Origin of the sequence: Mesorhizobium sp. AD1-1 (genome assembly GCF_020164655.1) — a bacterium.
GTDB classification, from domain to species: domain Bacteria; phylum Pseudomonadota; class Alphaproteobacteria; order Rhizobiales; family Rhizobiaceae; genus Mesorhizobium; species Mesorhizobium ciceri.
Genome location: NZ_JAIUGP010000001.1, coordinates 499172 through 522481, shown reverse-complemented (window position 1 = coordinate 522481; position 23310 = coordinate 499172). Strand labels below are relative to the sequence as shown.

Below are 23310 nucleotides of genomic sequence, written 5' to 3'. Positions count from 1 at the left end.
TTACTGATCAGGCGGCGCAGACTTCGCGGATCGAGCTTTCCAGAATGTCGAGTGCTTCGTTCATGACTTCGTCCTGGATGGTGATCGGCGCCAGGAAGCGGATGACGTTGCCGTAGACGCCGCAGGTCAACAGGATCAGGCCCTTGTCGAGCGCCTTCAACCGGATCGCATTGGCGATCTCGGCTGAGGGCAGGCCCTTCTTGACGTCGTTGAACTCGACCGCGTTCATGAAGCCGAGACCTCTGATGTCGACGATCTCGGGCACGTCGTCGCGGATCGAGTGCAGCCGCTGTTTCAGCCTTGCGCCCAGCGTATTGGCGCGGTCGCACAGCTTTTCATCCTCGATCACGTCGAGCACGGCGTGCGCCGCGGCAACGCCGATCGGACTGCCGCCATAGGTGCCGCCGAGCCCGCCGGGGCCGGGCGCATCCATGATTTCGGCGCGGCCGGTGACCGCCGCCAGAGGAAAGCCGCCGGCCAGGCTCTTGGCCATGGTGGTGATGTCAGCGGCCACCTCATGGTGATCCATAGCAAACATCTTGCCGGTGCGGGCAAAGCCGGTCTGCACTTCGTCGGCGATCAGCAGCATGCCGTGCTGGTCGCAAAGCTTGCGCAGCGCAACCAGGAAATCCCGCGGCGCGTCGTAGAAGCCGCCCTCGCCCTGAACCGGCTCGATGATGATGGCGGCGACGCGCGCCGGATCCACATCGGCCTTGAACAACCGGTCGAGCGCCGCCAGCGAGTCGGCGACCGAGACACCGTGCAGCGGCACAGGAAACGGCGCATGGTAGACATCGCCCGGCATGGCGCCGAAGCCGACCTTGTAAGGCACGACCTTGCCGGTCAGCGCCATGCCCATGAAGGTGCGGCCATGGAAGCCGCCGGCGAAGGCAATGACCGCCTGACGGCCGGTGGCATTGCGGGCGATCTTGATGGCGTTCTCGACAGCCTCGGCCCCGGTGGTGACGAAGATCGTCTTCTTCTCGAACTTGCCGGGCAGCATGCCGTTCAGCCGTTCGGCCAGGCGCACATAGCTTTCATAGGGCACCACCTGGTGGCAGGTGTGGGTGAAGCGGTCGAGCTGTGCCTTGACCGCCTCGATCACCCTGGGATGGCGATGCCCGGTGTTGACGACGGCGATGCCCGACGAGAAATCGATATAGCGACGCCCCTCGACATCCCAGATTTCCGAATTTTCAGCCCGGTCGGCATAAATCTGCGTGGTCATGCCGACGCCGCGGGAAATCGATTGGTTCTTGCGTTCGGAAATGGCTGAATTCTTCATCGTATCCCTCACCGGGCCGGCGCCCGTCCTGTTTGATGCCGTTGAGATGTCTTCTGACCTTATTTCACGTTTTCCTCAAGTCGGCACCACCGGCAGGCGATTGGGCCTGCGGTGGGCAGATCCCGGCGCTTAGCCAGTCGGGCGATACACGTACGAGACCGGTTTCCTTTTCCCGGGGATCGACTATCCTCTGGATGGCCGCGAGGCACCGCGATCAGCGAGCGGCCCGCGGTCGGGAGAGCCCATGAGCAGGAACGTGACTTCGCCCGTCTCGCAGCCATCGGTCAAAGCTCCCGGTCTTTTGTCTTTTCCAGCCGCCCCGGCGCTTTTCGCCTGCACGGCGGCGCTGCTTCTGGCCGGCTGTCAGAAGCAGGAAGCGGCGGACAAGAAACTGCAGATCATGGTGCGCACCGAAACGGTGGCGATGGCCGACTATGCGCCAAGGACTTCGCTGACCGGGGTGATCGCGGCGCGTACGCTGAACAATCTGTCGTTCCGGGTCGGCGGTCGCGTCGCCGAACGGTTTGTCGATGTCGGCCAGCATGTCGATCAAGGCACGGTGCTCGCCCGCATCGACCCGCAGGAGCAGGAATCCGACCTGCGCTCGGCGCAGGCCGATCTTGATGCAGCCAAGGCGCAACTGACCCAGTCCGTTGCCGCCTTCGAGCGGCAGAAGACGCTGCTGGCGCAGGGCTTCACCACCAGGCGCGACTATGACGCCGCGGACCAGGCCCTGAAGGTGGCACAAGGCAGCGTCGAAGCCGCGCAGAGCGCTTTCTCCAACGCCCAGCAAAACCTGTCCTTCACCGAGCTCAAGGCCGGTGCCGCCGGCGTGATCACCGCCCGCCAAGTCGAAACCGGCCAAGTGGTGCAAGCCGCGCAAACCGTCTTCACCGTCGCCGAGGACGGCGACCGCGACGCGGTGTTCAACGTGCAGGAGACGCTGATCGCCAAGACACCGGCATCGCCTGCGGTGACGATCACGCTGTTGTCCGATCCGCAGGTCAGGGCAACGGGCAAGGTCCGCGAAATCTCGCCTGCGGTCGACCCGGCTTCAGGCTCGATCCGGGTCAAGGTCGCCATTCCCGACACGCCCGCCGGCATGCCGCTGGGAGCAGCCGTCATCGGCTCGGTAAGCGCCAAGCCGGCGAAGGCGATCCTGCTGCCCTGGCAGGCGCTGACGTCCAGCGCCGGCAAGCCGGCGGTCTGGATCGTCGATCCCTCGACAAAGGCGGTGACGATGGCGCCGGTCGAAGTGCTGGCGTTCAATTCGGGCACGGTCGTGATCGCCAAGGGGCTGGACGAAGGCCAGAGCGTCGTCACCGCTGGAGGACAACTGCTCAGCCCTGGACAGACGATCGAGATATCAGGAGCGGGCCAATGAGCCGGGCGCCGCGCGTCCTGCTCGGCGTGCTCATGCTCGGCGCGCTGGCATCCTGCTCCAGGTCGGAGGAAAAGCCGCCCGAGATCATCCGGCCGGTGCTGTCGATGGTGATCGAGCCGCGCACCACGCAAGTCTTCGGTTTTGCCGGATCCGTCGAACCGCAGGTCAGCGCCGATCTGGCCTTCCGTCTGCTTGGCCGGGTCGTCTCGCGCGACGTCCAGGTCGGCGACATCGTCAGCAAGGGCACGACGATAGCGGCACTCGATCCGACCGCGCTGGAGTTGTCGCTCCAGGCGGCCAAGGCGGAACTGTCCAATTCCGAGGCGCAGTTCGCCAACGCCGCCGCCAGCGAGGAACGGCAGCGCCAGTTACTCGCCTCGGCCAACGCCACGCAAGCTGTCTTCGACGCCGCGCAGCAGGCGCGCAAAGCTGCGGAGGCAGGTGTCGAGCGGGCCAAGGCCTCGCTTGCCAAATCGCAGGAACAGCTTGGCTATGCCAGGCTGTTTTCTGATTTCGACGGTGTCGTCACCGCTGTCGGCGCCGAAGTTGGCCAGACGGTCTCGCCCGGCCAGACCGTCGTCACCGTGGCGCGCTCGGACCTGCGCGAGGCGGTGGTCGACATTCCCGACCAATTGACCGGTGATCTCGCGGCCGGCACGCCCTTCCAGGTCATCCTGCAGTCGCTGCCGACGATCCAGACCGGGGCCAAGCTGCGCGAGATCGCACCGCAATCCGAGGGCTCGACCCGCACCCGGCGCGTCAGGCTGACGCTCACGGATCCGCCACAGGCCTTCCGGCTCGGCTCGACGGTGACGGCGACCCGCGTGACCAAGGTGGCACCGACGATCGAACTGCCCATGTCGGCGCTGTTCGAAAAGAACGGTTCCGCGAAAGTGTGGATCGTCGACCCGCAGACATCCAGCGTGAACGCACGCGACATAAAGGTCGCGTCGAAGAATGGCGGCACCTTCACGGTGACCGAGGGGCTGGAGGCCGGCATGCGTGTTGTCACGGCGGGCGTCCACAGCCTGAGCGAAGGCCAGAAGGTGACAGTGCCCGAGGGAGGGGCCTCATGAAAGGCTTCAATCTCTCCGACTGGGCGCTCAACCACCGCTCCATGGTCTGGTATTTCATGCTGGTCTTCGTCGTGGCTGGCGTGTTCTCCTACCTCAATCTCGGCCGTGAAGAAGATCCCAACTTCACCATCAAGACGATGATCATCCAGGCCAACTGGCCGGGCGCCTCGGTCAAGGAAACCGTGCAGCAGGTGACCGACCGCATCGAGAAGAAACTCGAGGAACTCGACAGCCTCGACTACACCAAGTCCGTCACCACGGCCGGCCAGACCGTCATCTTCGTCAACCTGAAGGACACCACCAAGGCACGCGATGTCGTGCCGAACTGGATTCAGGTGCGCAACATGGTCAATGACATCGGGGCACAGTTTCCGCAGGGTGTGCAGGGCCCGTTCTTCAACGACCGCTTCGGCGACGTCTATGGCAACATCTACGCCTTCACATCGGACGGGCTGACGCCGCGCCAGTTGCGCGACTATGTCGAGGATGCCAGAACAAAGATCCTGACCGTGCCCAACGCCGGCAAGGTCGACCTGGTCGGCGCCCAGGACGAAGCGATCTATCTCGAATTCTCAACCCGCCAGATCGCCGCCCTCGGCCTCAACCAGCAAGCGATCGTCGCCAGCCTGCAGGCGCAGAACGCGATCACGCCGTCCGGCGTCATCCAGTCCGGGCCGGAGCGCATCAGCGTGCGTGTCGGCGGGCAGTTCACCTCCGAGGAAAGCCTGCGCGCCATCAATCTGCGCGTGAACGACCGCTTCTTCCGCCTGAGCGACGTAGCGACGATCACACGCGGCTACGTCGATCCGCCGACGGCACTGTTCCGTTTCAACGGCCAGGACGCGATCGGGCTCGCCATCGGCATGAAACCCAACGCCAACCTGCTCGAATTCGGCGAGGCCCTGCACAAGGAGATGGACAAGGTGCTGGCCGACCTGCCGGTCGGTGTCGGCGTGCATCTGGTCGCCGACCAGCCGGTCATCGTCGAGGAGGCCGTCTCGGGCTTTACGCGTGCGCTGTTCGAGGCGGTCGCCATCGTGCTCGCCGTGTCGTTCATCAGTCTCGGCATGCGCGCCGGCTTCGTCGTGGCGCTGTCGATCCCGCTGGTGCTGGCCATCACCTTCACGGTCATGGCCTATCTCGGCATTTCGCTGCAGCGTATTTCCCTGGGTGCGCTGATCATCGCCCTCGGCCTTCTGGTCGACGACGCGATGATCGCGGTCGAGATGATGGTGGCGCGGCTTGAGGTCGGCGACAATCTGCGCAAGGCGGCGACCTATGTCTACACATCGACCGCCTTTCCGATGCTGACCGGTACGCTGGTGACGGTCGCCGGCTTCATCCCGATCGGCCTCAACAACAGCGCCGCCGGCGAATATACCTTCACCCTGTTCGTGGTCATCGCCGTTTCGCTGCTGGTGTCATGGATCGTGGCGGTGCTGTTTGCGCCACTGCTCGGCGTCACCATCCTGCCGGCGACGATGAAAACCAAGCATCACGACCAGCCGGGCCGCTTCACCTCGCTGTTCCGGCGCGTGCTTGTCGGCTCGGTGCGCCATCACTGGCTGACCATCATCGCCACCGTGTTGTTGTTTGCCGGCTCGATCGCCGGCTTCGGCCTGGTGCAGCAGCAGTTCTTCCCGCCATCGGACCGGCCGGAGTTGATCGTCGACTGGAACCTGCCGCAGAATTCTTCGATCGCCGACACGCGCGACCAGATGGAGCGGTTCGAGCAGCGGGCACTGGTCGGCAATCCCGACATCGACCATTTCTCGTCCTATATCGGCCAGGGCGCGGTGCGTTTCGTGCTCGCCTATGACGTGCAGCCGGCCAACCCCTATTTCGGCCAGACCGTCATCGTCACCAAGAGCATCGAGGCTCGCAACCGGGTGAAGCCGGCGCTGGAAAAGCTGCTGCGCGAGGAGTTCGTCGGCACCGACGCCTTTGTCAAGCCGCTCGAACTCGGACCGCCGGTCGGCCGCCCCGTGCAATACCGCGTCGGCGGTCCCGACATCCAGACGGTGCGCGAACTGGCGCAGCAATTCGCCGGTGTCATCTCCGCCAATCCAAAGCTCGCTGCGCCGACCTTCGACTGGAACGAGCCGCAGCGGGTGCTGAGGGTCGACGTGCTGCAGGACAAGGCACGCCAGCTCGGCATCACCTCCTCCGACATCGCCAGCGCGCTGAACAGTACGGTCGGCGGCGCCACCATCACGCAGGTGCGCGACGCGACCTACCTGATCAATGTCGTGGCCCGCTCCCGCGGGGCCGAACGCGGCTCGATCGAGACGTTGCAGAACATGCAGTTGCCGACCAGCACCGGCGAGGCGATCCCGCTCGCGGCGGTCGCCAACTTCCGCTACGATCTGGAGCAACCGACGGTGTGGCGACGCGATCGCATCCCGACCATCACCGTGCGCGCCGGGCTGGTCGGCGACGTGCTGCCGGCCACGGTCGTCAACGAACTGAAGCCATCGGTCGATGCCTTCACCGCCAAGCTGCCGCCGGGCTATTCGATCGCCACCGCCGGCTCGGTCGAGGAGAGCGCCAAAAGTCAGGGACCGATCGCCGCCGTCGTGCCGTTGATGCTGTTCGTCATGGCAACGATCCTGATGGTGCAGTTGCAAAGCTTCCAGCGCCTGTTCCTGGTCGTGGCGGTGGCGCCGCTCGGCCTGATCGGCGTGGTGGCGGCCCTGGTGCCGAGCGGAGCGCCGCTGGGCTTCGTCGCCATCCTGGGCGTGCTGGCGCTGATCGGCATCCTGATCCGCAATTCGGTCATCCTGATCGTGCAGATCGAGGATCTTGTTCGAGAGGGCAAGGACCGCTGGGCGGCGGTCATCGAAGCGACCGAACACCGGATGCGGCCGATCGCACTGACGGCGGCGGCCGCCAGCCTGGCGCTGATCCCGATCGCGCGTGAAGTGTTCTGGGGTCCGATGGCCTATGCGATGATGGGCGGCATCATCGCGGGTACCGCAATCACGCTGCTGTTCCTGCCGGCGCTTTATGTGACGTGGTTCAGGATCAAGGAGCCGAAGGGCCGGGAAGAGCCACCCGTTCTGGAGAGCGGCGAACTGGCGCAAGGCTCAGCCTAAGGCTTTGCCTGATCATTCGTTGTCGTTGGAGGGCACAGGGCGCGACCTGGCGCGTTGCCATGGCGACGATTTCGAGGTGCGCCAAGCGTGCCAGCCTTCTGGCAAGTCCGCCAACGCCTGGATGCTTTCGTCCCGCTGCACAACGTTTTGCAAGCTGACGATCATGATATCGCCTTCGTCAACAGGTCCGGTTTCGCTGTTGTGGAATTGCCAACTGCCGTCGTCATCGTCATGTGAGACGTATGTAATCCAATCGCCGCGGGTAACGACTGCCCTATCCACAAACACCGCGACATTGGGCGGATCCGCAAACTTCCATTCCTCCATGGGAATTCCCCAAGATGGTTGTTCGGCGCAAAAGAGAAAACGAATTCAAGCGGTTCTCACAAACCCGTCGCTGGCCCGCAACAGATTGCGCGTATAGTCCTTGGTCACACGGCGTTCGACAAGATCCGCCGCCGCCAGATTCTCCACCGCCTCGCCGCTTTGCATCACCATCAGCCGCTCGCACATATGGGTGATGATGGCGAGGTCGTGACTGACCATCAGGAAGGTCAGCTTGCGCCGCTTGCGTACCTCTTCCAGCAGGTTGAGCACTTCCGCCTGCACCGAGGCATCGAGCGCCGAGGTCGGCTCGTCGAGCAGCAGGATCGACGGTTCGAGAATGAGCGCACGGGCGATCGCCACGCGCTGGCGTTGGCCGCCGGACAGTTGGTGCGAATAGCGGAAGCGGAAACCGTTGCCGAGGCCGACCTCGTCCAGCGCCCGCTGGATGCGCTTTTCGCCGTCGGCAAAGCCATGGATGGCAAGCGGCTCCTGCAGCAGACGGTCGACGGTCTGGCGCGGGTGCAGCGACCCGTACGGATCCTGGAAGACCATCTGCACTTCACGGTAGAAGGCTTTGTCGCGGCGCGCGCCGAGCGTCTTGCCGTTGACGACGATGCCGCCCGATGCAACCGGCGCAAGGCCGGCGATGGCCCGCAGCAGCGTCGATTTGCCGGAGCCGGATTCGCCGACCAGGCCGAAGGATTCGCCCGGCTGCACGTCGAGGCTGACGCCTTTCAGTGCGCGAAAACGGTCGAAGATCACTTCCAGCCTGTCGACGGCAATCGCAGAAGTCATGCCGCCCACTCCGGCTTGCGGTCGAGCACCGGCAGCGGGTGGCGGTCGGCACCGATCTTGGGCATGCAATTGAGCAGGCCGCGCGTGTAGGGGTGCTGGGCCTGGCCGAGTTCGGACGCCTTGAGCTGCTCGACCACCTTGCCGGCATACATGACGATGACGCGGTCGCAGAAGGACGAGACCAGGCGCAAATCGTGCGAGATGAAGATCAGCCCCATGCCGCGCTCACTGACCAGCCGGTCGAGGATGCCGAGCACATCGAGCTGCACGGTGACGTCGAGCGCCGAGGTCGGCTCGTCGGCGATCATCATTTCCGGACCGGCGATCAGCATCATGGCGATCATGGCGCGCTGGCCCATGCCGCCCGAAACTTCATGCGGATGCAAATTGAAGACGCGAGAGGGATCACGGATCTGCACCGCCTCCAGCATGGCCAATGCACGGTCGCGTGCCTCCGCCTTGCCGACCTTTTCATGGGTGCGCAGCGTCTCGACGATCTGGCGACCGATGCTCATCACCGGGTCGAGCGAATATTTCGGATCCTGCAGGATCATGGCGATGCGCTTGCCGCGCAGCGCCCGGCGTTCGCGTGGCGAGACGGTGAGCAGGTCGATGCCGTCGAAGGCGAGCTTGTTGGCCGATATCCGCGCCTGCGGTGGCGTCAGGCCCATGATGGCGCGGCCGGTCTGCGATTTTCCCGAGCCGGATTCGCCGACGATGCCGAGCCGTTCGCGGCCGAGCGAAAAGGAAACGCCGCGCACCGCCTCGATCAGCCCGGTGCGGGTCGGGAAGGTGACGCGCAGGTCGTCTACGTCGAGAAGCGTCTTCGTCTCCCCGCTCATTGGTCGCCACTCCGCGGATCGAGCGCGTCGCGCAGGCCGTCGCCAAGCAGGTTGAAGCCGAGGCTGACGATGAGGATGGCGAAGCCCGGCGCACCGGCCACCCACCATTGATCGAGCACGAAGCGGCGGCCGGAGGCGATCATCGTGCCCCATTCGGGCAGCGGCGGCTGCGCGCCGAGGCCGAGGAAACCGAGCCCGGCGGCGGTCAGGATGATGCCGGCCATGTCGAGCGTCACCCTGACGATCAGGGACGAAATGCAAAGCGGCATGATATGGCGCAGCACGATGCGGAAGGGCGAAGCGCCCATCAGTTGCACCGCCTTGATGTAGTCGGAATTGCGCACCGTCAGCGTCTCTGCCCGCGCGATGCGGGCGTAGGGCGGCCATGAGGTGATGGCGATGGCCAGCACCGCATTCTCGATGCCGGGGCCAAGTGCTGCGACGAAGGCCAGCGCCAGGATCAGCTTGGGAAAGGCGAGGAAGATGTCGGTGATGCGCATCAGGATGGCATCGGTCCAGCCGCCGGCATAGCCGGCCACCGTGCCGACCAGAAGGCCGATGGGTGCGGCGATGATGGCGACCAGGATGACCACGTAAAGCGTCCAGCGCGAGCCGTAGAGGATGCGCGACAGGATATCGCGGCCGAGATCGTCGGTGCCGAACCAGTGCTCGGCGCTCGGCGCCAGCAGGCGCGCGTTCTTCAGGTCGCCAAACGTTGGCGAATAAGGTGCCAGCACGCCTGCAAGGGCGGCAACGACCAGCAGGGCAATGATGATGAGCAGGCCCAGAAACGCCAACCGGTTGGCGGAAAAGCGCCGCCACGCCACATAGGCGCGGCCGAGCCTTGCCTGCATGCGCGAGGCCGGCCGCTCGCTGAGCAGCCAGTCGCGACGGCTCTGGATGGTGTCGACGCTCATGCGGACTTCGTCCTCGGATCGAGCACACGATACAGCAGGTCGGACAGAAGGTTGATGGCGATGAACACCGAGCCGATGACGATGGTGCCGCCAAGCACCGCATTCATGTCGGCGTTCTGCAGCGAATTGGTGATGTAAAGGCCGATGCCCGGCCATGAGAAGACGGTCTCGGTCAGCACCGAACCTTCCAGCAGTCCGGCATAGGACAGCGCGATCACCGTCACCATCGGCACCGCCGCGTTGCGCAGCGCGTGGCCCCAGATGATGCGGGTTTCCGACAGGCCCTTGGCGCGCGCCGCGACGATATATTCCTGCGACAATTCGTTGAGCATGAACGAGCGCGTCATGCGGCTGATATAGGCGAGCGAGAAATAGCCGAGCAGCGAGGCCGGCAGGATGATGTGGCGGAAGGCGTCGTAAAAAACGTCCCACTGCCCCTGCATTGCGGAGTCGAGGAGATAGAAGCCGGTGATCGGCGTAAAGGTGTATTCGTAGACGACGTCGAGCCTCGCCGGGAAGGCAACCCATTGCAGCTTGGCGTAAAACAGCACCAGCCCAAGCAGCCCCAGCCAGAAGATCGGCACGGAATAACCGATCAGGCCGATGACGCGCACGATCTGGTCGATGAGGCTGCCGCGCCTGACCGCGGCCAGCACACCGAGCGGCACGCCGAACAACGCGCCGATCAGCGTTCCGAGGGTCGCCAGTTCCGTCGTGGCCGGAAGCGCCCGGCGAATGTCGGTCATGACCGGATTGGTGGTCAGCACGGAGACGCCGAAATTGCCGTTCAGCGCATTCTTCACATAGATGTAGAACTGCTCGATCAACGGCAAATCGAGACCCATCTCGCGGCGCGTGCGCTCAACCACATTGGCCGGCGCCCGGTCGCCGAGCACCGCCAGCACCGGGTCGATCGGAATGACGCGGCCGATGAAGAAGGTGACCGCGAGCAGACCAAGATAGGTCGTGATCGCAATGACCAGGAAACGGCCAAGCGATGATGCAATAGCGACGGCGCGGGCGCTGCCGCGCCCCGCCGCCACTTCTTTTTCAACCGCGCTCATGCGGCGTGTCCGCGAGCACTATTCCTTGGACACCGGTCCGACGAAGTTGGTGTCGAAGCTCGGGCCGAGCGCAAAGCCCTTGAGGTTCTTGCGCAGGCCGGCCACTTCCAGCTGCTGGTGGATGACGACGAAGGGGCTGGTGTCGAGGATTTTCTTCTCGAGATCCTTGTACATGTCGGCGCGCTTGCCGGCATCCTTCTCGAGCAGTGCCGCTTCCGTCTGCTTGGTCAGGTCCGGAATGTCCCAGGCGTTGCGCCAGGCCAGCGTCTTGGTCTTGGCCCCATCCGAATTGTCCGGGTTCGAGGCAAAGGTCTGGGCGTTGGAGTTCGGGTCGAAATAATCCTGGCCCCATTGGCCGATATAGATGTCGTGGTTGCGGGCGCGGTATTTGGTGAGCGTCTGCTTGCCGTCGCCCGGGATGATCTCGAGCTTGATGCCGGCCTGTCCGAGCGTCTGCTGGATCGATTCCGCCATCCCGGTCGTCGGCTGGCCGGTGCGTACGTCCATGGTTACGCTGAAGCCGTCGGGCAGACCGGCCTTGGCCAGCAATTCCTTGGCCTTGGCGACATCGAGCTTGAACGGATTCTCATCCAATTCGCCGAGCACGCCCTTGGGCAGGAAGGTCTGATGGATTTCGCCGATGCCCTTGAGGATGGTGGAGCTCAAGGCATCATAGTCGACCAGATACTTGAACGCCTGGCGCACCTCCGGCTTGGCGAGGTTCGCGTTCTTCTGGTTGAGGCTGATGTAATAGACCGTGCCCTTGGGCGCGCTGGTGGTGGTGAGATCGGCATTCTTGGCGATGGCGTCGAGGTCGTTCGGCTCGAGATTGCGGGCAACGTCGATGTCGCCGGCCTCGAGCGCCAGGCGCTGGCCCGAGCTTTCCTTCATGTTGCGATAAATGACGCGGGCAAGCTTGGCTTTTTCGCCGTAGTAATTGTCGTTGCGCTCGAGAACGACGGCTTCGTTGGCCCGCCATTCGCGCAGCTTGAAGACGCCGGAGCCGGCATAGCCGGTCTTCAGCCAGGCATTGCCGAAATCATTGTCCCATTTGTAGTCGGCGCTCGGCGTGACCGCAGCCACATGTTCCTTGACCAGCTTGGCGTCGACCACCGAAGCGACCGTTGCCGACAGGCAGTTCAGCACGAAGCTCGGCGCATAGGCCTTGTCGACGGTGAACTGGAAGGTGCCGTCGTCGACAGCCTTGGCCTTTTCGGTGACGTTGTCGCCGCTGATGCCGAACTGGCCGATGATGAAGGCCGGGCTCTTGTCGAGCTTGATGACGCGCTCGAACGACCAGGCGACATCGGACGCCGTGATCGGATTGCCGGAAGCGAATTTCAGGCCGGGCTTGAGCTTGAACGTGTAGGTCAGGCCGTCATCGGAGACGGTCCAGCTTTCGGCAAGGTCGCCCTTGACCTTGGAGGTGTCGCTGAGGTCGAGACGGACAAGCAGATCATAGGTGTTGCCGGTGACCTCGGCGGTCGACAGCTCGAACGCCTCGCCCGGATCCATGGAGATGATGTCGTCGATCGCGAAACCTTCGACCAGCGTGTCGGCGGGCGTGACCGCACCGGCGGGCGCGCCGGCCAGAAGCAGCGCCGACATGGCGGCACCCGCGAGCAGGAAGCGAGAGCGTAGAGCAAATTTTTCCATCATCATTGTGATTGTTCCCTGTTTTGTTGTTTGTTGACCTGAGTTCCCGGCTCAGGGTTGCGGAATTTTTTCGGGGCTGGAGACGGCCCCTCTGCCCACTTACCGTCGTGGTTTTTGTCCAGTTGGTCAACACCATATCCGGCGGCCCCGTGGCGGGCAACGAGCATTTATACGACGGCTCATTGGGCCAGAAAGGCCGGTGGGGTGTCGACGCATAGGCCAGCCAATCGAGGCTGCCGATCGAGAAAAATCTGCTAATTTCGGAGCTATTTCAGCACTGCGACCAGGTCGGCGTCAGGAAAGCAGGTGGCGGCGCGGCCGTTCTTGGCTTGCCATATGCCGATCGAGCGGCGGGTCTTGAAGCCGGGCAGGCCATCGGCGCTGCCGACATCATAGCCCTTGGCCTCCAGCGCCCGCTGCAGGGCAGCGATGTCCGAACGGTGCAGCCCGCCGACCGCGCCCCAGCTGCCGGCGAAGTTCTGATCGCCATGGGCGATGCGATCGGCGCCATGGCCGATGAACAGCGCGTACAGGTCGCTGGTGTTGTATTGCTTCAGCACGTAGAAATTGGGCGTGGCGACAAAGGCCGGGCCGCTGCGCCCTGCCGGCATCAGCAGAAAGCCTTCGGCCTTCAGCTCACTCACTGGAAACGGTTTGCCGCCGACGCGCTTGATGCCCATATCAGCCCATTGCGAGATTTTCTTGCCCTGGTCCGGGCCTTCCAGCGAACAGGAAACGCTTTCCGGCACCGTCACCTCGAATCCCCAGCCACGACCCTTTACCCAGCCATAGTGGATGAGATAATTGGCGATCGAGGCCAACACGTCCGGCGTCGAGTTCCAGATGTCGACGCGACCGTCGCCGTCGAAATCGACGGCATGTTTCAGGAACGAGGTCGGCATGAATTGCGGCTGGCCGAGCGCGCCGGCCCAGGACGATTTCATCGCGCCGACCGGAGCCAGCCCGCGCTCGACGATCTCGAGTGCGGCAAGCAGTTCGGTGCGGAAGAAGTCCTTCCTGGTCGACATGAATGCCTTGGTGCCCAGCACTTCGAAGGCGTCATAAGGCATCTTCGCCGCGCCGAATCCGGTCTCGCGGCCCCAGATCGCCAGCAGCACTTCGCCCGGCACGCCATAGCGCTTTTCGATGGCCGCAAGTGTCCTGGCATTGGCGGCTTCGCGCGCGCGCCCGCCCGCCGTCACTGCGCGAACCGTTTTCTCGGCGAAATAGGCGCCGGGTGAGCCGAATTCGGCCTGGTGCTGCTTCTGGGGCGTGGCCGCCTTCTCGCCCGGCTTGACCAGGTCCGGCAGCTTCAGATTGGGCTTGATGCCGTCGAAGGCGGCGTCGAAGGTGGTTTTGGAAATGCCTTTCGCCTTGGCCTGTGGCCAGAGGTCGTTCTGCAGCCAGGCGCGGAACTGGTCGTCGATCTTTGCGGCGGAGGCGGGGGTGGAAAAGACCGAGAGAAGAACTGCAAAAAAGGAAAACAGAACCAATCTGAGAGGTTTGCGTTCCTTCGCACCCCTCTCCGTCCTGTCGAGGGGGGTGCTTGGCACCAGCCTGGAAGGACGCGCAAAAATCATGACCCGCATCCTCTGCCGCAACTTTGTCAAAACGCCGTCCGCGAACGCAGCGCCGCGGCCAGCGTGCCCTCGTCGAGATAGTCGAGTTCGCCGCCGACCGGCACGCCATGCGCAAGGCGCGTCACCTTGATGTCGAAGCCGGACAACTGGTCGGTGAGGTAATGCGCGGTCGTCTGGCCCTCGACCGTCGCGTTGACGGCAAGGATGATCTCCTTGACCTCGCCGCCGGCGACGCGATCAACCAGCGAGCGCATGTTGAGCTGCTCGGGGCCGATGCCGTCGAGCGGCGACAGCGTGCCGCCGAGCACGTGGTAGCGCACATTCATCGCCGCCGCGCGCTCCAGCGCCCACAGGTCGGAGACGTCCTCGACGACGATGATGGTGCCGGCATCACGGCGCGGATCGGTGCAGATCATGCAAGGGTCCGATGTATCGACATTGCCGCAGGTCGAGCAGATGCGCACCTTGTCGGCCGCCTCGGCCATGGCGGCGGCAAGCGGCGACAAAAGCTGCTCTTTCTTCTTGATCAGATGAAGGGCGGCACGCCTGGCCGAACGGGGTCCCAGCCCCGGCACCTTGGCCAGGAGCTGGATCAGACGTTCGATCTCGGGACCGGCGATTCGCTTCGACATCGCTCTGATCTAGAGCAATTCCAGGAAAAGTGCGAAGCGGTTTTCCGTCCGGAATTGCGTCAAAACGAAAAGCTGGAGCGGTTCACCGTTTCCGCGAAACGGTGAACCGCTCCAGGATTTTTCAGAGCGCTTTGGAACATCTGCATCCGCATGACCGCCATATTGGGCCTTGGCGGACCCGCGGGGCGCAGATCAGTTGGTCTCGAGCGGCCGGCCCTGGCTGACAATCATCGCGCCAATGGCGTCTGTGTTCTCAGGCGTCGACTGGAACCCCATCGACGCCTCTTGCGGCGCGTCTTGAACCGACGAGATGACCCTTGTGTTCAAGCTTCCGCCAAAACGCGCGGCATCCGGCTCTTCCATCGGCTCCTGCATCGCCACCACCGTCGGCTCTTGCGAGACACGCGCGGATTTCGCGGCCGGCGCGGCAGCGGCGGTCACATAGGTCTGCTGGGCGGGAGCGGATCGAACGGTTGCCGTCCTGGCTGGACGCACCGGCTCGGCGGACGCGACCATCGTCACCGGCGCGGCTGACTTGTCGGGCGCCGCCGAGGCAATAGCGACCTGCGGCTCATCCGGCAGCGGCTGCCAGTTGCGGCCGCGCTTCTCGTAGAAGGCATTGCCGCCGGCAACCATGGTGTAGTGCATGTTCTTGTAGGGGAAGCGGAGGCCGGCTGTGTGGAAGAACATGGTGTTCTTGAGCTTGGACTTGCGCTCGCCCTTCAGCACCGCGTCGGCGGCTTCCTCGACATCGGGCATTGCGCGTGAATTCATCGGCCTTGTCATGACACCAGGCGCGAACTGCCCGGGCTCGCCCACCACTTGGCAGATGGTGCTGCCATGGTTGCCGGAGCGCAGCCGGTTCATCACCACCGTGCCGACCGCGATCATGCCGTCGCGGCTCGAGCGGTTGGACTCGAAGAACATCGCCCGTTCCAGGCATTCCTTGTCCTTCGGCGTGTGGCTGTATGCCCCTGAACTCAGGAAACCCGGCGTGATGGCGTCGGTCAGGCTGGCGACGGACATGCCGTGTGAAGTGGTCTGGCTACAGGCAGCCAAAAACAGGGGTGAAATGACGGCGCCGAGCAACAGCGGCGTCTTCCATCGCGTGGAAATCAACAGGTAACCCTCTCACTTCGTGCCCGCCCCCAGGCTGCGGCAAGAATGAGACACTTTCGGGCAAAATGATGGCCAAAACGTTATTAACAACGTACTGTTGCCAAATTGGCACAATTTCGTGGCTTTCCAGATAGATCGAGCCGTCATTTCACAAAAGCGATGACCGCTCTCTCTTTGTTTCGCCGCAATTGCCCCAAGGGAAAGCACCACGCGATTTTTCCTGAAGCGATCTACCGCCCGGCCGCTATCGCGGCCGGCTGGCCAGGCTCAAGCTCCTCGACCTTCTCCGAAAACAGGCCGCGCCGGAGGAACAGCGTCCGCGCCTCCCTGGCCGTCGGCGCGATCTTTCCCGGCCAGTCGCTGTCTATGAACTCAGCCTTGGTGAAGTCCGGATTTGTCTCGCTTGCCGCCTCGAGGAATTCGGCGATCTCCAGCACGATCGCGCGCTCGTCCTTCGAAAGCGCCGATGTGCCGGCTTCGATCGATGGGCGATGGAGGAAATCCTCGAACAGATAGAAATAACCCTTGATGCCGACGAGATCGACGCCGTCGTCACAATCGGCCAGGATTTCCAGGATCTCGTAGATCCTGTTGCGGATACGCTGCTCGATCAGTCTTTCGGACGGCTCTTCGGCCATGTCGATCACGGAGGCGCGCCGAATGCTAGAAGGGCAGTTTCATTCCCGGCGGGATCGGCAGGCCCGCGGTCAGCGCCTTGGTCTTTTCCTGCATGATCTGCTCGACCTTGGTCTTGGCGTCGTTGTGAGCGGCCAGCACGAGGTCTTCCAGGATCTCGACATCGTCTTCCTTGAACAGAGACGGATCGATCTTCAACGACTTCATCTCGAATTTTCCGGTCAGCGTCACATTGACCAGGCCGCCGCCGGCCTGGCCGGACGCTTCCAGCGTGGCGATCTCGTCTTGCATGGCCTGGAACTTGGCCTGCATTTCCTTCGCCTTGCCCATCAGGCCGAGAAGATCTTTCATGGTCGGGTCCTTTGCGGATTCGTAGCTGGATCAGGGTTCATCGTCGTCAGCCGGCGGCTCGACCGGCACTTCGGCCTCTGCCGTTTCGGTTTCCGGCGCGTCCGGAATGCGCACGTCGATGATCTTGGCACCGGGAAAGCGCGCCAGGATGGCGGCCACTGTCGGGTCGCTCTTGGCATCGAGAAAAGCCGTCTCGCGTTTGGCCGATTCCATTTCGGCGAGCGTCTGGCCGCCCTCTTCCTTCGACAGCGAGACAAGCCAGCTGCGACCGGTCCAGGCGCGCAATTTCGTCGTCAGGTCGTTGAGCAGCATCTTGGGCGCATCGCTGGTCAGGCCAACGTCGATGCGGCCGGGCTCGATGCGTACAAACCGGATGCAGCTTTTGACCAGCACCTTGAAGGCGATGTCGCGCTGCGCGTCTGCCAGGGCAATGATGTCGGCCAGCGATTTCAGCGGCGCCGATTGCGCCTCCGTGACCGGCTCCGGCGGAGCGACGTAGGCAACGGGCGCAGGCGAGGCTTCGACCAGCCGCATGGTCTGCGCGCCGCCCGGGCCAGACGGCATGCGCGTCTGCGCCACCGCGCTGGCGCCGTTGCCTCCCCCTGCAGGCGCCCCATTTGGGCGCAGCGCGCCATTCTGCGCCGGCGCGGCGCCTTCAAGCGATCTCAACGCCTCGTCCAGCGTCGGCACGTCGGCGGCATGCGCCAGCCGGATCAGCACCATTTCGGCGGCGCTGACGGGCCGGTTGGAGGACTGCACCTCTGGAATGCCCTTGAGCAGCATCTGCCATGTCCGCGACAGCACCCTGACCGACAGCGTCCTGGCGAAATCGGCGCCGCGCTGCCGCTCGTCCTCGGATAGCGAGGCATCCTCGATGGCCGTCGGCACGAAACGCAGCCGGGTGACGAGGTGGTTGAATTCGGCAAGGTCGGTCAGCACGGCGGCCGGATCGGCGCCGGTATCGTATTGCGCACGGAATTCGCCAAGGGCTGCCGCGACATCGCCTTTCATCACATGTTCGAACAGGTCGACGATGCGGGCGCGGTCGGCAAGCCCCAGCATCGCGCGAACCGCGTCGGCGCCGACAGAGCCGGCGCCATGGGCAATCGCCTGGTCGAGGATGGAGAGCGAATCACGGGCCGAGCCCTCGGCGGCGCGCGCGATCATCGCCAGCGCGTCGTCGTCGACCGAAATGCCCTCCTTGGCCGAGATCGAAGCGAGATGCCCGACCAGCGCGCCGGCGTCGATGCGCCTCAGGTCGAAGCGCTGGCAGCGCGACAGGACGGTGATCGGGACCTTGCGGATCTCGGTGGTGGCAAAGATGAATTTGACGTGCGGCGGCGGCTCTTCCAGCGTCTTCAGAAGGCCGTTGAAGGCCTGCGTCGACAGCATGTGCACTTCGTCGATGATGTAGACCTTGTAGCGGGCCGAGACCGGCGCGTAGCGCACGCGCTCGATGATGTCCCTGATGTCGTCGATGCCGGTGTGCGAGGCGGCGTCCATCTCGATGACGTCGACATGGCGGCCTTCCATGATCGCCTGGCAATGTTCGCCGAGGACGGCAAGGTCGACCGACGGCTGGTCGATATCAACGGTTTTATAGTTCAGGGCGCGCGCGAGGATGCGCGCCGTCGTGGTCTTGCCGACGCCGCGCACGCCGGTCAGCATCCAGGCCTGGGCGATACGGCCGGTGGCAAAGGCGTTGGTGAGGGTGCGCACCATCGGCTCCTGGCCGACCAGCTCGGAGAAGTTCGAAGGACGGTACTTGCGTGCCAGCACGCGATAGGCGGCGGCCTTGCCTATCTCCAGGCTTTTTGGTCCCGAATTTCCGGCTTCGCTCATACGCCCGTAAAGCTCCAAATGGCCGCGCCCGAAGGCGGCCGATTCCTGCGCATAGTCTCGCCCGCGCTGCAATGCGTCGTCAATGTCGCGAGAGGGGCCGATGAGGTGGGAGGCTGGAACAATGACCCGTTCCGGGCTCGTTAGGGCTGCTTCCTTCCGGACCTGACCCGGTTGGCGAGTGGATCGTCCACCACCAACCTCCCGCTTTCCATATCGGCAATTGCGCGACGAAATGCAAGTGCGCCGCAGAAATCGCAAAAATATGGAATTGGCGCACCAAAGCGTGAGGGGCGCAATGATTCGCTTGCAGCCCCCCTGCCGCCGCTCTAGCGTTCCTGCGTTTGAGGAAAACAAGAAAAGCAAGGGAAACGCCGATGCTGCCGGGCCTGAAGGCCGGATTCACGCTGGACGCACGGCTGGAGGCGGACAGCGAGCAATTGATGTGGCTTGGGCTGTGCGAGCTGCGGGTGATGAACGACCGCCGCTGGCCCTGGTTGCTGCTGGTGCCGCAGCGCCCCGGCGCGGAGGAAATCCACGACATGACGCCGCTCGACCAGGCGATGCTGACCTTCGAGACCAATATGGTGGCGCAGGCGCTGAAGAAAGCGACCGGCTGCACCAAGATCAACACCGGCGCGCTCGGCAACATCGTGCGCCAGTTGCACATCCATGTCATCGCGCGTTCTGAAGGCGATCCCGGCTGGCCAGGTCCTGTGTGGGGACATGGCCTGCGAGAGCCCTATCAGCGTTCCGACTTGCGACGGTTTGCCGAAACGATCAAGGCGGCGCTATAAGCGTTCCCCGTGTCCATCCCTCAACATATTCCAGAGTCCCCATGAGCTTCCGCCTGTTTGACGCGCCTTTGCGCGAGCCGAGCCAGTTCGTCGGCTTCGCCGGCAACACGATCGACCGGCAGTCCGAGAACCGCGCCGACGATTCGGTCGACAAAGCGCTGGCCGATCCGGCGACGCGGCTGCTTCTGATGCATGGCGGCCGGCTCTATCTGAAGCTCGGCGATGGCGGCGCTCTCGATCCCTGGTTCGGCGCGACCGAGAGCGAGCCCTTCAAGGTTTCCCTGGCGCAAGGCATCCTGCTCGGCTTTTCCGAACGAGGAGCGGTGCTGGCCGTGCCCGCCGGCGTCGAACCCGAACAGCTTCCGGAAACAGTCAAGGCCATCGACTACCGCTCGGTCTACATGCAAGGGCTGATCGACGAGGCGGCGGCCGGCGCGATGGCGCAAGGGGCGGCTTTGCTCGCCTGGCATGCCAGCCATCGCTTCTGCAGCAAATGCGGCACGGAATCGCAGATGCGGGCCGGCGGCTACAAGCGGCATTGCCCGAATTGCGGCACCGAACATTTTCCGCGCACCGACCCGGTGGCGATCATGCTGACGGCGACGCGGGAGAAGTGCCTGCTCGGGCGCGGCCGTCATTTCGCGCCGGGCATGTATTCGGCCCTCGCCGGCTTCATCGAGCCGGGCGAGACGATCGAGGCGGCGGTGCGCCGCGAGACGCTGGAAGAGGCCGGCATCCGGCTTGGCCGCGTCGTCTACCACGCCAGCCAGCCCTGGCCGTTTCCCTATTCGCTGATGATCGGCTGCTTCGGCGAGCCGCTCAATGACGATATCCAGGCCGACCTCAACGAGCTTGAGGACTGCCGCTGGTTTTTTCGCGACGAGGTGCGCCGGATGCTGGAAAGGACGCACCAGGACAATCTGATCACGCCGCCGAAAGGCGCCATTGCGCATCACCTCATCCGCGCCTGGGTCGATTCAGAATGATGGCAGCGAACACCTAAAGACATTGCAGGAGCAGGACATGATCCGTCACACCGTCGTTTTCACGCTGAAGCATCCGCCGCATTCGCTGGAGGAAAAGCGGTTCCTGGTCGACGCCAAGAGGATTCTCACCGCGATCAGGGGCGTCACGCATTTCGAGCAATTGCGGCAGATCAGCCCCAAGAACGACTATCGTTTCGGCTTCTCGATGGAGTTCGCCGACCAGGCCGCCTACACCAGGTACAACGACCATCCAGACCATGTCGCCTTCGTGCGCGACCGCTGGGTGCCGGAGGTCGAGACCTTCATGGAGATTGACTATGTCCCGCTGGGCGCGGTGATCTAGTCCGCAACCTTCCACTGTTCACGCGACTCGCTGGCCGGATAGACGCCGAGAATGCGCACTTCGCGCGAGAAGAAACGAAGCTCGTCCAGCGCCAGCTTGACCAGCGGGTCGTCGGGGTGGCCCTCGATGTCGGCGTAAAACAGCGTCGCCGTGAAAGCGCCCAGCTGGTAGCTCTCCAGCTTGGTCATGTTGATGCCGTTGGTGGCAAACCCGCCCATCGCCTTGTAGAGCGCGGCCGGCACGTTGCGGACGCGGAAGATGAAGGTCGTCATCATCTTGACGTCAGGCGACGGGCGCTCGGCCCATTGCTTGTTCTTGGTCAGGACGACAAAGCGGGTGACGTTTGAGTCGGTGTCCTCGACGTTTTGCTCGATGATATCGAGCCCGTAGAGGGTCGCGGCCAGGGCCGGCGACAGCGCCGCCATGCTGCGGTCCTTGACCTCGGAGACCATTTTGGCGGCGCCGGCCGTGTCGCCGGCGACGATCGCCTTCCAACCGTTCTTGCGAACGTATTTGCGGCACTGGCCAAGCGCATGGATGTGGCTGTGCACCGTCTTGATCTCGTCGCGCTTGACGCCTGGCAGCACCATCAGCTGGAAATGGATCGGCAGGAAATATTCGCCGACGATGTGCAGCTTCGATTCCGGCAGGAGATGATGGATATCGGCGACGCGCCCGGCAATGGTGTTCTCGATCGGGATCATGGCGAGGTCGGCCTTGTTGGTCTCGACCGCGTTGAAAGCATCCTCGAAGGTCGGGCAGGGCAACGGCTCCATCGAAGGAAACATGTTGCGGCTGGCGGTGTCGGAATTGGCGCCCGGTTCGCCCTGGAAGGATATTCTGTTGGTCTTTTCAGGCATGCCGATATCTCAGGTTGAAAGGATTGTTCTGGCGCGTTCGAGGTCTTCAGGCGTGTCGACGCCGAGCGGCAGCGACTGGACGATCTCGGCGTCGATGCGCATGCCGGCTTCCAGCGCCCGCAACTGTTCCAGCCGCTCGCGCCGTTCGAGCGGCGACGGCTTGAGCGCGACGAAACGCTCGAGTGCTTCGCGGCGATAGGCGTAGAGGCCGACATGATGGTAGAGCGGCCCCTCGCCCCAAGGCGCTGTGGCACGGGTGAAATAGAGCGCCCTCAGCCTGCTGCCGGAAAGCGGCGAGCCGACGATCTTGACGACATTGGGATTGGTCTTTTCCTCATCGCGGACGATCTCGACGCCGAGCGTGGCGATGTCCACCGCACTGTCCTCGAAAGGCCTGAGCGACGCGGCGATGATCCGGGGATCGATGGTCGGCAGGTCGCCCTGCACATTGACGATGGTTTCGACCTTGCGCCCGGGGTCGAGCGCGACCAGCGCCTCGTGGATGCGGTCGGAGCCGGATTCATGATCCATGCGCGTCATCACGGCCTCGAAACCGTGCGCGCGCACCGCTTGCGCCACGCCTTGCGTGTCGGTCGCCACCACCACCCGGCCAAGGCCGGCTTCGGCGGCGCGGCGGGCGACATGGACGATCATCGGGGCGCCGGCGATGTCGGCCAGCGGCTTGCCCGGCAGGCGGGTCGAAGCCATGCGGGCCGGGATCAGGATCAGCGTGGACATTTCGGGTGCAAGGCGTCTCGAAAGAGGACAGGGAAAGTGGCAAAAGGTCTCACTGGAAGCGCCCTTATAGGTGTTGCAACGCCGCAGCAAAAGACCTAGTTTCCGCCCGATTTGACCGCCCTGGCAGGACGGGTCACGATACCGACGGACGGAGTGGACGGTTCTGTCCGCCGGAAAAGGGAGCAAGGGGCGTATGGATTCCAACGAAGTCAACAAACTGCTCGCCGGATTGCTCGGAACCGTTTTCGTCGTCTTCTCGGTCGGCATTGTGTCCGATGCGCTGTTTGCGTCGCCGGCGCCGGAAAAGCCTGGTTTCGCCATCGAGGCCGCCGAGCCCGCCGAAGGCGGTCCGGCCGCGCCCGCCGCCGCGGCCAAGCCGATCGCCGATCTGCTGGCGACCGCCAATGTCGAGCAGGGTGCCGCCGTCTTCAAGAAGTGCCAGGCCTGCCATTCCGGCGAAAAGGGCGGCCCCAACAAGGTCGGCCCGGACCTGTGGGACCTCGTCGACCGCCCGGTCGCCGAGCATGAAGGCTTTGCCTATTCGGCCGGCATGAAGGAATTCTCCAAGGGCGGCACCGAGAAGTGGACCTACGACAACATCAACCACTTCATCACCTCGCCGAAGAAATTCGTGAAGGGCACCGCCATGGGCTTCGCCGGCCTGCCCAAGGACGAGGACCGCGCCAACGTCATCGCCTATCTGCGCACGCTGTCCGACAATCCCAAGCCGCTGCCGGCACCCGGTGCCGCCGCCGATGCAGGCGCCAAGCCTGCCGATGCAGCCGCTCCGGCAAAGCCGGCTGAGGGTGCCGCGCCGGCCGCTCCCGCCGCCCCGGCTCCGGCCGCACCGGCACCGGCGCCGGCCCAATAATTTCGATATCATCTCAACGACCTTGAAAAAGCCGGGTTCAGCCCGGCTTTTTTATTGGGAAAACCGCATAGGCGGCGACAAAGCCGCGCATGACGGTTTTCACGAGCGCCAAATCAT

General features: G+C 63.9%; 22 protein-coding genes and 1 other RNA gene. 7 read left to right on the top strand and 16 right to left on the bottom strand.

Features of this window, described 5'->3' with window-relative positions; all coding sequences use genetic code 11:
* Nucleotides 1-7: 7 nt before the first annotated feature.
* The gene (locus tag LB519_RS02405) at nucleotides 8-1285 is read right to left on the bottom strand and encodes a 4-aminobutyrate--2-oxoglutarate transaminase (protein ID WP_063171165.1); all 1278 of its coding nucleotides are present in this window, start codon (nucleotides 1283-1285) and stop codon (nucleotides 8-10) included.
* Between the two features lie 244 nt (nucleotides 1286-1529).
* Between LB519_RS02405 and LB519_RS02400 the strand changes: the two genes are divergently transcribed.
* Genes LB519_RS02400 through LB519_RS02390 form a run of 3 tightly spaced genes read left to right on the top strand, consistent with a single transcriptional unit; the run spans nucleotide 1530 to nucleotide 6840 of the window.
* Nucleotides 1530-2669 carry an efflux RND transporter periplasmic adaptor subunit gene (locus tag LB519_RS02400; protein WP_224618552.1) on the top strand — a complete coding sequence of 380 codons (1140 nt, stop codon included), beginning with the start codon at nucleotides 1530-1532 and terminating at the stop codon, nucleotides 2667-2669.
* Entirely contained in the window at nucleotides 2666-3745 is a 1080-nt protein-coding gene (locus LB519_RS02395) for an efflux RND transporter periplasmic adaptor subunit (RefSeq protein WP_224618549.1), read from the top strand. Before LB519_RS02400 ends, LB519_RS02395 begins: the two co-directional genes overlap by 4 nt.
* Entirely contained in the window at nucleotides 3742-6840 is a 3099-nt protein-coding gene (locus tag LB519_RS02390; protein ID WP_063171162.1) for an efflux RND transporter permease subunit, read from the top strand. The genes LB519_RS02395 and LB519_RS02390 overlap by 4 nt, the downstream gene beginning before the upstream one ends.
* Nucleotides 6841-6852: 12 nt before the next feature.
* On the opposite strand, the gene LB519_RS02385 is transcribed toward LB519_RS02390, so the two are convergent.
* From LB519_RS02385 to ffs, 13 genes are all read right to left on the bottom strand, one after another.
* Nucleotides 6853-7167 carry a hypothetical protein gene (locus tag LB519_RS02385; protein WP_063169981.1) on the bottom strand — a complete coding sequence of 105 codons (315 nt, stop codon included), beginning with the start codon at nucleotides 7165-7167 and terminating at the stop codon, nucleotides 6853-6855.
* Nucleotides 7168-7212: 45 nt separating this feature from the next.
* The gene (locus LB519_RS02380) at nucleotides 7213-7962 is read right to left on the bottom strand and encodes an ABC transporter ATP-binding protein (protein WP_013527922.1); all 750 of its coding nucleotides are present in this window, start codon (nucleotides 7960-7962) and stop codon (nucleotides 7213-7215) included.
* Nucleotides 7959-8804 (bottom strand): ABC transporter ATP-binding protein, encoded by an 846-nt coding sequence (locus tag LB519_RS02375; protein WP_024503442.1) that lies wholly within the window; start codon nucleotides 8802-8804, stop codon nucleotides 7959-7961. Before LB519_RS02375 ends, LB519_RS02380 begins: the two co-directional genes overlap by 4 nt.
* Complete coding sequence (nikC, locus tag LB519_RS02370; RefSeq protein ID WP_013527924.1) at nucleotides 8801-9721, bottom strand: nickel transporter permease; 921 nt, start codon at nucleotides 9719-9721, stop codon at nucleotides 8801-8803. Before nikC ends, LB519_RS02375 begins: the two co-directional genes overlap by 4 nt.
* Nucleotides 9718-10785 (bottom strand): ABC transporter permease, encoded by a 1068-nt coding sequence (locus tag LB519_RS02365; RefSeq protein WP_024503440.1) that lies wholly within the window; start codon nucleotides 10783-10785, stop codon nucleotides 9718-9720. The genes nikC and LB519_RS02365 overlap by 4 nt, the downstream gene beginning before the upstream one ends.
* Before the next feature lie 18 nt (nucleotides 10786-10803).
* Complete coding sequence (locus LB519_RS02360; protein ID WP_064995729.1) at nucleotides 10804-12447, bottom strand: ABC transporter substrate-binding protein; 1644 nt, start codon at nucleotides 12445-12447, stop codon at nucleotides 10804-10806.
* A 260-nt stretch (nucleotides 12448-12707) separates the two neighbouring features.
* On the bottom strand, nucleotides 12708-14021 hold the full coding sequence (locus LB519_RS02355) for a lytic murein transglycosylase (RefSeq protein WP_224618547.1): 1314 nt from the start codon (nucleotides 14019-14021) through the stop codon (nucleotides 12708-12710).
* A gap of 26 nt (nucleotides 14022-14047) precedes the next feature.
* The gene (gene recR / locus LB519_RS02350; protein WP_013527928.1) at nucleotides 14048-14653 is read right to left on the bottom strand and encodes a recombination mediator RecR; all 606 of its coding nucleotides are present in this window, start codon (nucleotides 14651-14653) and stop codon (nucleotides 14048-14050) included.
* Between the two features lie 192 nt (nucleotides 14654-14845).
* On the bottom strand, nucleotides 14846-15772 hold the full coding sequence (locus LB519_RS02345) for a cell wall hydrolase (RefSeq protein ID WP_013527929.1): 927 nt from the start codon (nucleotides 15770-15772) through the stop codon (nucleotides 14846-14848).
* A 230-nt stretch (nucleotides 15773-16002) separates the two neighbouring features.
* Complete coding sequence (locus LB519_RS02340) at nucleotides 16003-16410, bottom strand: hypothetical protein (protein WP_013527930.1); 408 nt, start codon at nucleotides 16408-16410, stop codon at nucleotides 16003-16005.
* A gap of 25 nt (nucleotides 16411-16435) precedes the next feature.
* Entirely contained in the window at nucleotides 16436-16759 is a 324-nt protein-coding gene (locus LB519_RS02335; RefSeq protein ID WP_013527931.1) for a YbaB/EbfC family nucleoid-associated protein, read from the bottom strand.
* A gap of 30 nt (nucleotides 16760-16789) precedes the next feature.
* Nucleotides 16790-18601 carry a DNA polymerase III subunit gamma/tau gene (locus tag LB519_RS02330; protein WP_224618545.1) on the bottom strand — a complete coding sequence of 604 codons (1812 nt, stop codon included), beginning with the start codon at nucleotides 18599-18601 and terminating at the stop codon, nucleotides 16790-16792.
* A 105-nt stretch (nucleotides 18602-18706) separates the two neighbouring features.
* An RNA gene (ffs, locus tag LB519_RS02325) (signal recognition particle sRNA small type) lies at nucleotides 18707-18803 on the bottom strand.
* A gap of 172 nt (nucleotides 18804-18975) precedes the next feature.
* Here ffs and LB519_RS02320 point away from each other — a divergent pair.
* Genes LB519_RS02320 through LB519_RS02310 form a run of 3 tightly spaced genes read left to right on the top strand, consistent with a single transcriptional unit; the run spans nucleotide 18976 to nucleotide 20724 of the window.
* Nucleotides 18976-19395: an HIT domain-containing protein gene (locus LB519_RS02320; protein WP_013527933.1), complete on the top strand. Its 420-nt coding sequence runs from the start codon at nucleotides 18976-18978 to the stop codon at nucleotides 19393-19395.
* A gap of 41 nt (nucleotides 19396-19436) precedes the next feature.
* Entirely contained in the window at nucleotides 19437-20381 is a 945-nt protein-coding gene (gene nudC / locus LB519_RS02315; protein ID WP_224618541.1) for an NAD(+) diphosphatase, read from the top strand.
* A gap of 37 nt (nucleotides 20382-20418) precedes the next feature.
* Nucleotides 20419-20724 (top strand): Dabb family protein, encoded by a 306-nt coding sequence (locus tag LB519_RS02310; protein WP_027161785.1) that lies wholly within the window; start codon nucleotides 20419-20421, stop codon nucleotides 20722-20724.
* Here the strand turns inward: LB519_RS02310 and LB519_RS02305 are convergent.
* Nucleotides 20721-21584 carry a prephenate dehydratase gene (locus LB519_RS02305; RefSeq protein WP_013527936.1) on the bottom strand — a complete coding sequence of 288 codons (864 nt, stop codon included), beginning with the start codon at nucleotides 21582-21584 and terminating at the stop codon, nucleotides 20721-20723. The genes LB519_RS02310 and LB519_RS02305 overlap by 4 nt on opposite strands.
* Before the next feature lie 9 nt (nucleotides 21585-21593).
* Nucleotides 21594-22322, bottom strand: a complete 729-nt coding sequence (locus LB519_RS02300) for a 3-deoxy-manno-octulosonate cytidylyltransferase (protein WP_063169977.1) — start codon at nucleotides 22320-22322, stop codon at nucleotides 21594-21596.
* Between the two features lie 193 nt (nucleotides 22323-22515).
* On the opposite strand from LB519_RS02300, the gene LB519_RS02295 reads away from it, so the two are divergent.
* On the top strand, nucleotides 22516-23193 hold the full coding sequence (locus tag LB519_RS02295; protein WP_013527938.1) for a c-type cytochrome: 678 nt from the start codon (nucleotides 22516-22518) through the stop codon (nucleotides 23191-23193).
* Nucleotides 23194-23310: the final 117 nt, after the last annotated feature.

Excerpts from the sequence above, each read along its gene's own strand:
- LB519_RS02405 (WP_063171165.1), bottom strand. The coding sequence starts at position 1,285 with ATGAAGAATTCAGCCATTTCCGAACGCAAGAACCAATCGATTTCCCGC.
- LB519_RS02380 (WP_013527922.1), bottom strand. The coding sequence starts at position 7,962 with ATGACTTCTGCGATTGCCGTCGACAGGCTGGAAGTGATCTTCGACCGT.
- LB519_RS02390 (WP_063171162.1), top strand. The coding sequence starts at position 3,742 with ATGAAAGGCTTCAATCTCTCCGACTGGGCGCTCAACCACCGCTCCATG.
- LB519_RS02360 (WP_064995729.1), bottom strand. The coding sequence starts at position 12,447 with ATGATGATGGAAAAATTTGCTCTACGCTCTCGCTTCCTGCTCGCGGGT.
- LB519_RS02365 (WP_024503440.1), bottom strand. The coding sequence starts at position 10,785 with ATGAGCGCGGTTGAAAAAGAAGTGGCGGCGGGGCGCGGCAGCGCCCGC.
- nudC (WP_224618541.1), top strand. The coding sequence starts at position 19,437 with ATGAGCTTCCGCCTGTTTGACGCGCCTTTGCGCGAGCCGAGCCAGTTC.
- LB519_RS02295 (WP_013527938.1), top strand. The coding sequence starts at position 22,516 with ATGGATTCCAACGAAGTCAACAAACTGCTCGCCGGATTGCTCGGAACC.
- nikC (WP_013527924.1), bottom strand. The coding sequence starts at position 9,721 with ATGAGCGTCGACACCATCCAGAGCCGTCGCGACTGGCTGCTCAGCGAG.
- recR (WP_013527928.1), bottom strand. The coding sequence starts at position 14,653 with ATGTCGAAGCGAATCGCCGGTCCCGAGATCGAACGTCTGATCCAGCTC.
- LB519_RS02355 (WP_224618547.1), bottom strand. The coding sequence starts at position 14,021 with ATGATTTTTGCGCGTCCTTCCAGGCTGGTGCCAAGCACCCCCCTCGAC.
- LB519_RS02330 (WP_224618545.1), bottom strand. The coding sequence starts at position 18,601 with ATGAGCGAAGCCGGAAATTCGGGACCAAAAAGCCTGGAGATAGGCAAG.
- LB519_RS02395 (WP_224618549.1), top strand. The coding sequence starts at position 2,666 with ATGAGCCGGGCGCCGCGCGTCCTGCTCGGCGTGCTCATGCTCGGCGCG.
- LB519_RS02385 (WP_063169981.1), bottom strand. The coding sequence starts at position 7,167 with ATGGAGGAATGGAAGTTTGCGGATCCGCCCAATGTCGCGGTGTTTGTG.
- LB519_RS02300 (WP_063169977.1), bottom strand. The coding sequence starts at position 22,322 with ATGTCCACGCTGATCCTGATCCCGGCCCGCATGGCTTCGACCCGCCTG.
- LB519_RS02335 (WP_013527931.1), bottom strand. The coding sequence starts at position 16,759 with ATGAAAGATCTTCTCGGCCTGATGGGCAAGGCGAAGGAAATGCAGGCC.
- LB519_RS02310 (WP_027161785.1), top strand. The coding sequence starts at position 20,419 with ATGATCCGTCACACCGTCGTTTTCACGCTGAAGCATCCGCCGCATTCG.
- LB519_RS02305 (WP_013527936.1), bottom strand. The coding sequence starts at position 21,584 with ATGCCTGAAAAGACCAACAGAATATCCTTCCAGGGCGAACCGGGCGCC.
- LB519_RS02375 (WP_024503442.1), bottom strand. The coding sequence starts at position 8,804 with ATGAGCGGGGAGACGAAGACGCTTCTCGACGTAGACGACCTGCGCGTC.
- LB519_RS02320 (WP_013527933.1), top strand. The coding sequence starts at position 18,976 with ATGCTGCCGGGCCTGAAGGCCGGATTCACGCTGGACGCACGGCTGGAG.
- LB519_RS02340 (WP_013527930.1), bottom strand. The coding sequence starts at position 16,410 with ATGGCCGAAGAGCCGTCCGAAAGACTGATCGAGCAGCGTATCCGCAAC.
- LB519_RS02400 (WP_224618552.1), top strand. The coding sequence starts at position 1,530 with ATGAGCAGGAACGTGACTTCGCCCGTCTCGCAGCCATCGGTCAAAGCT.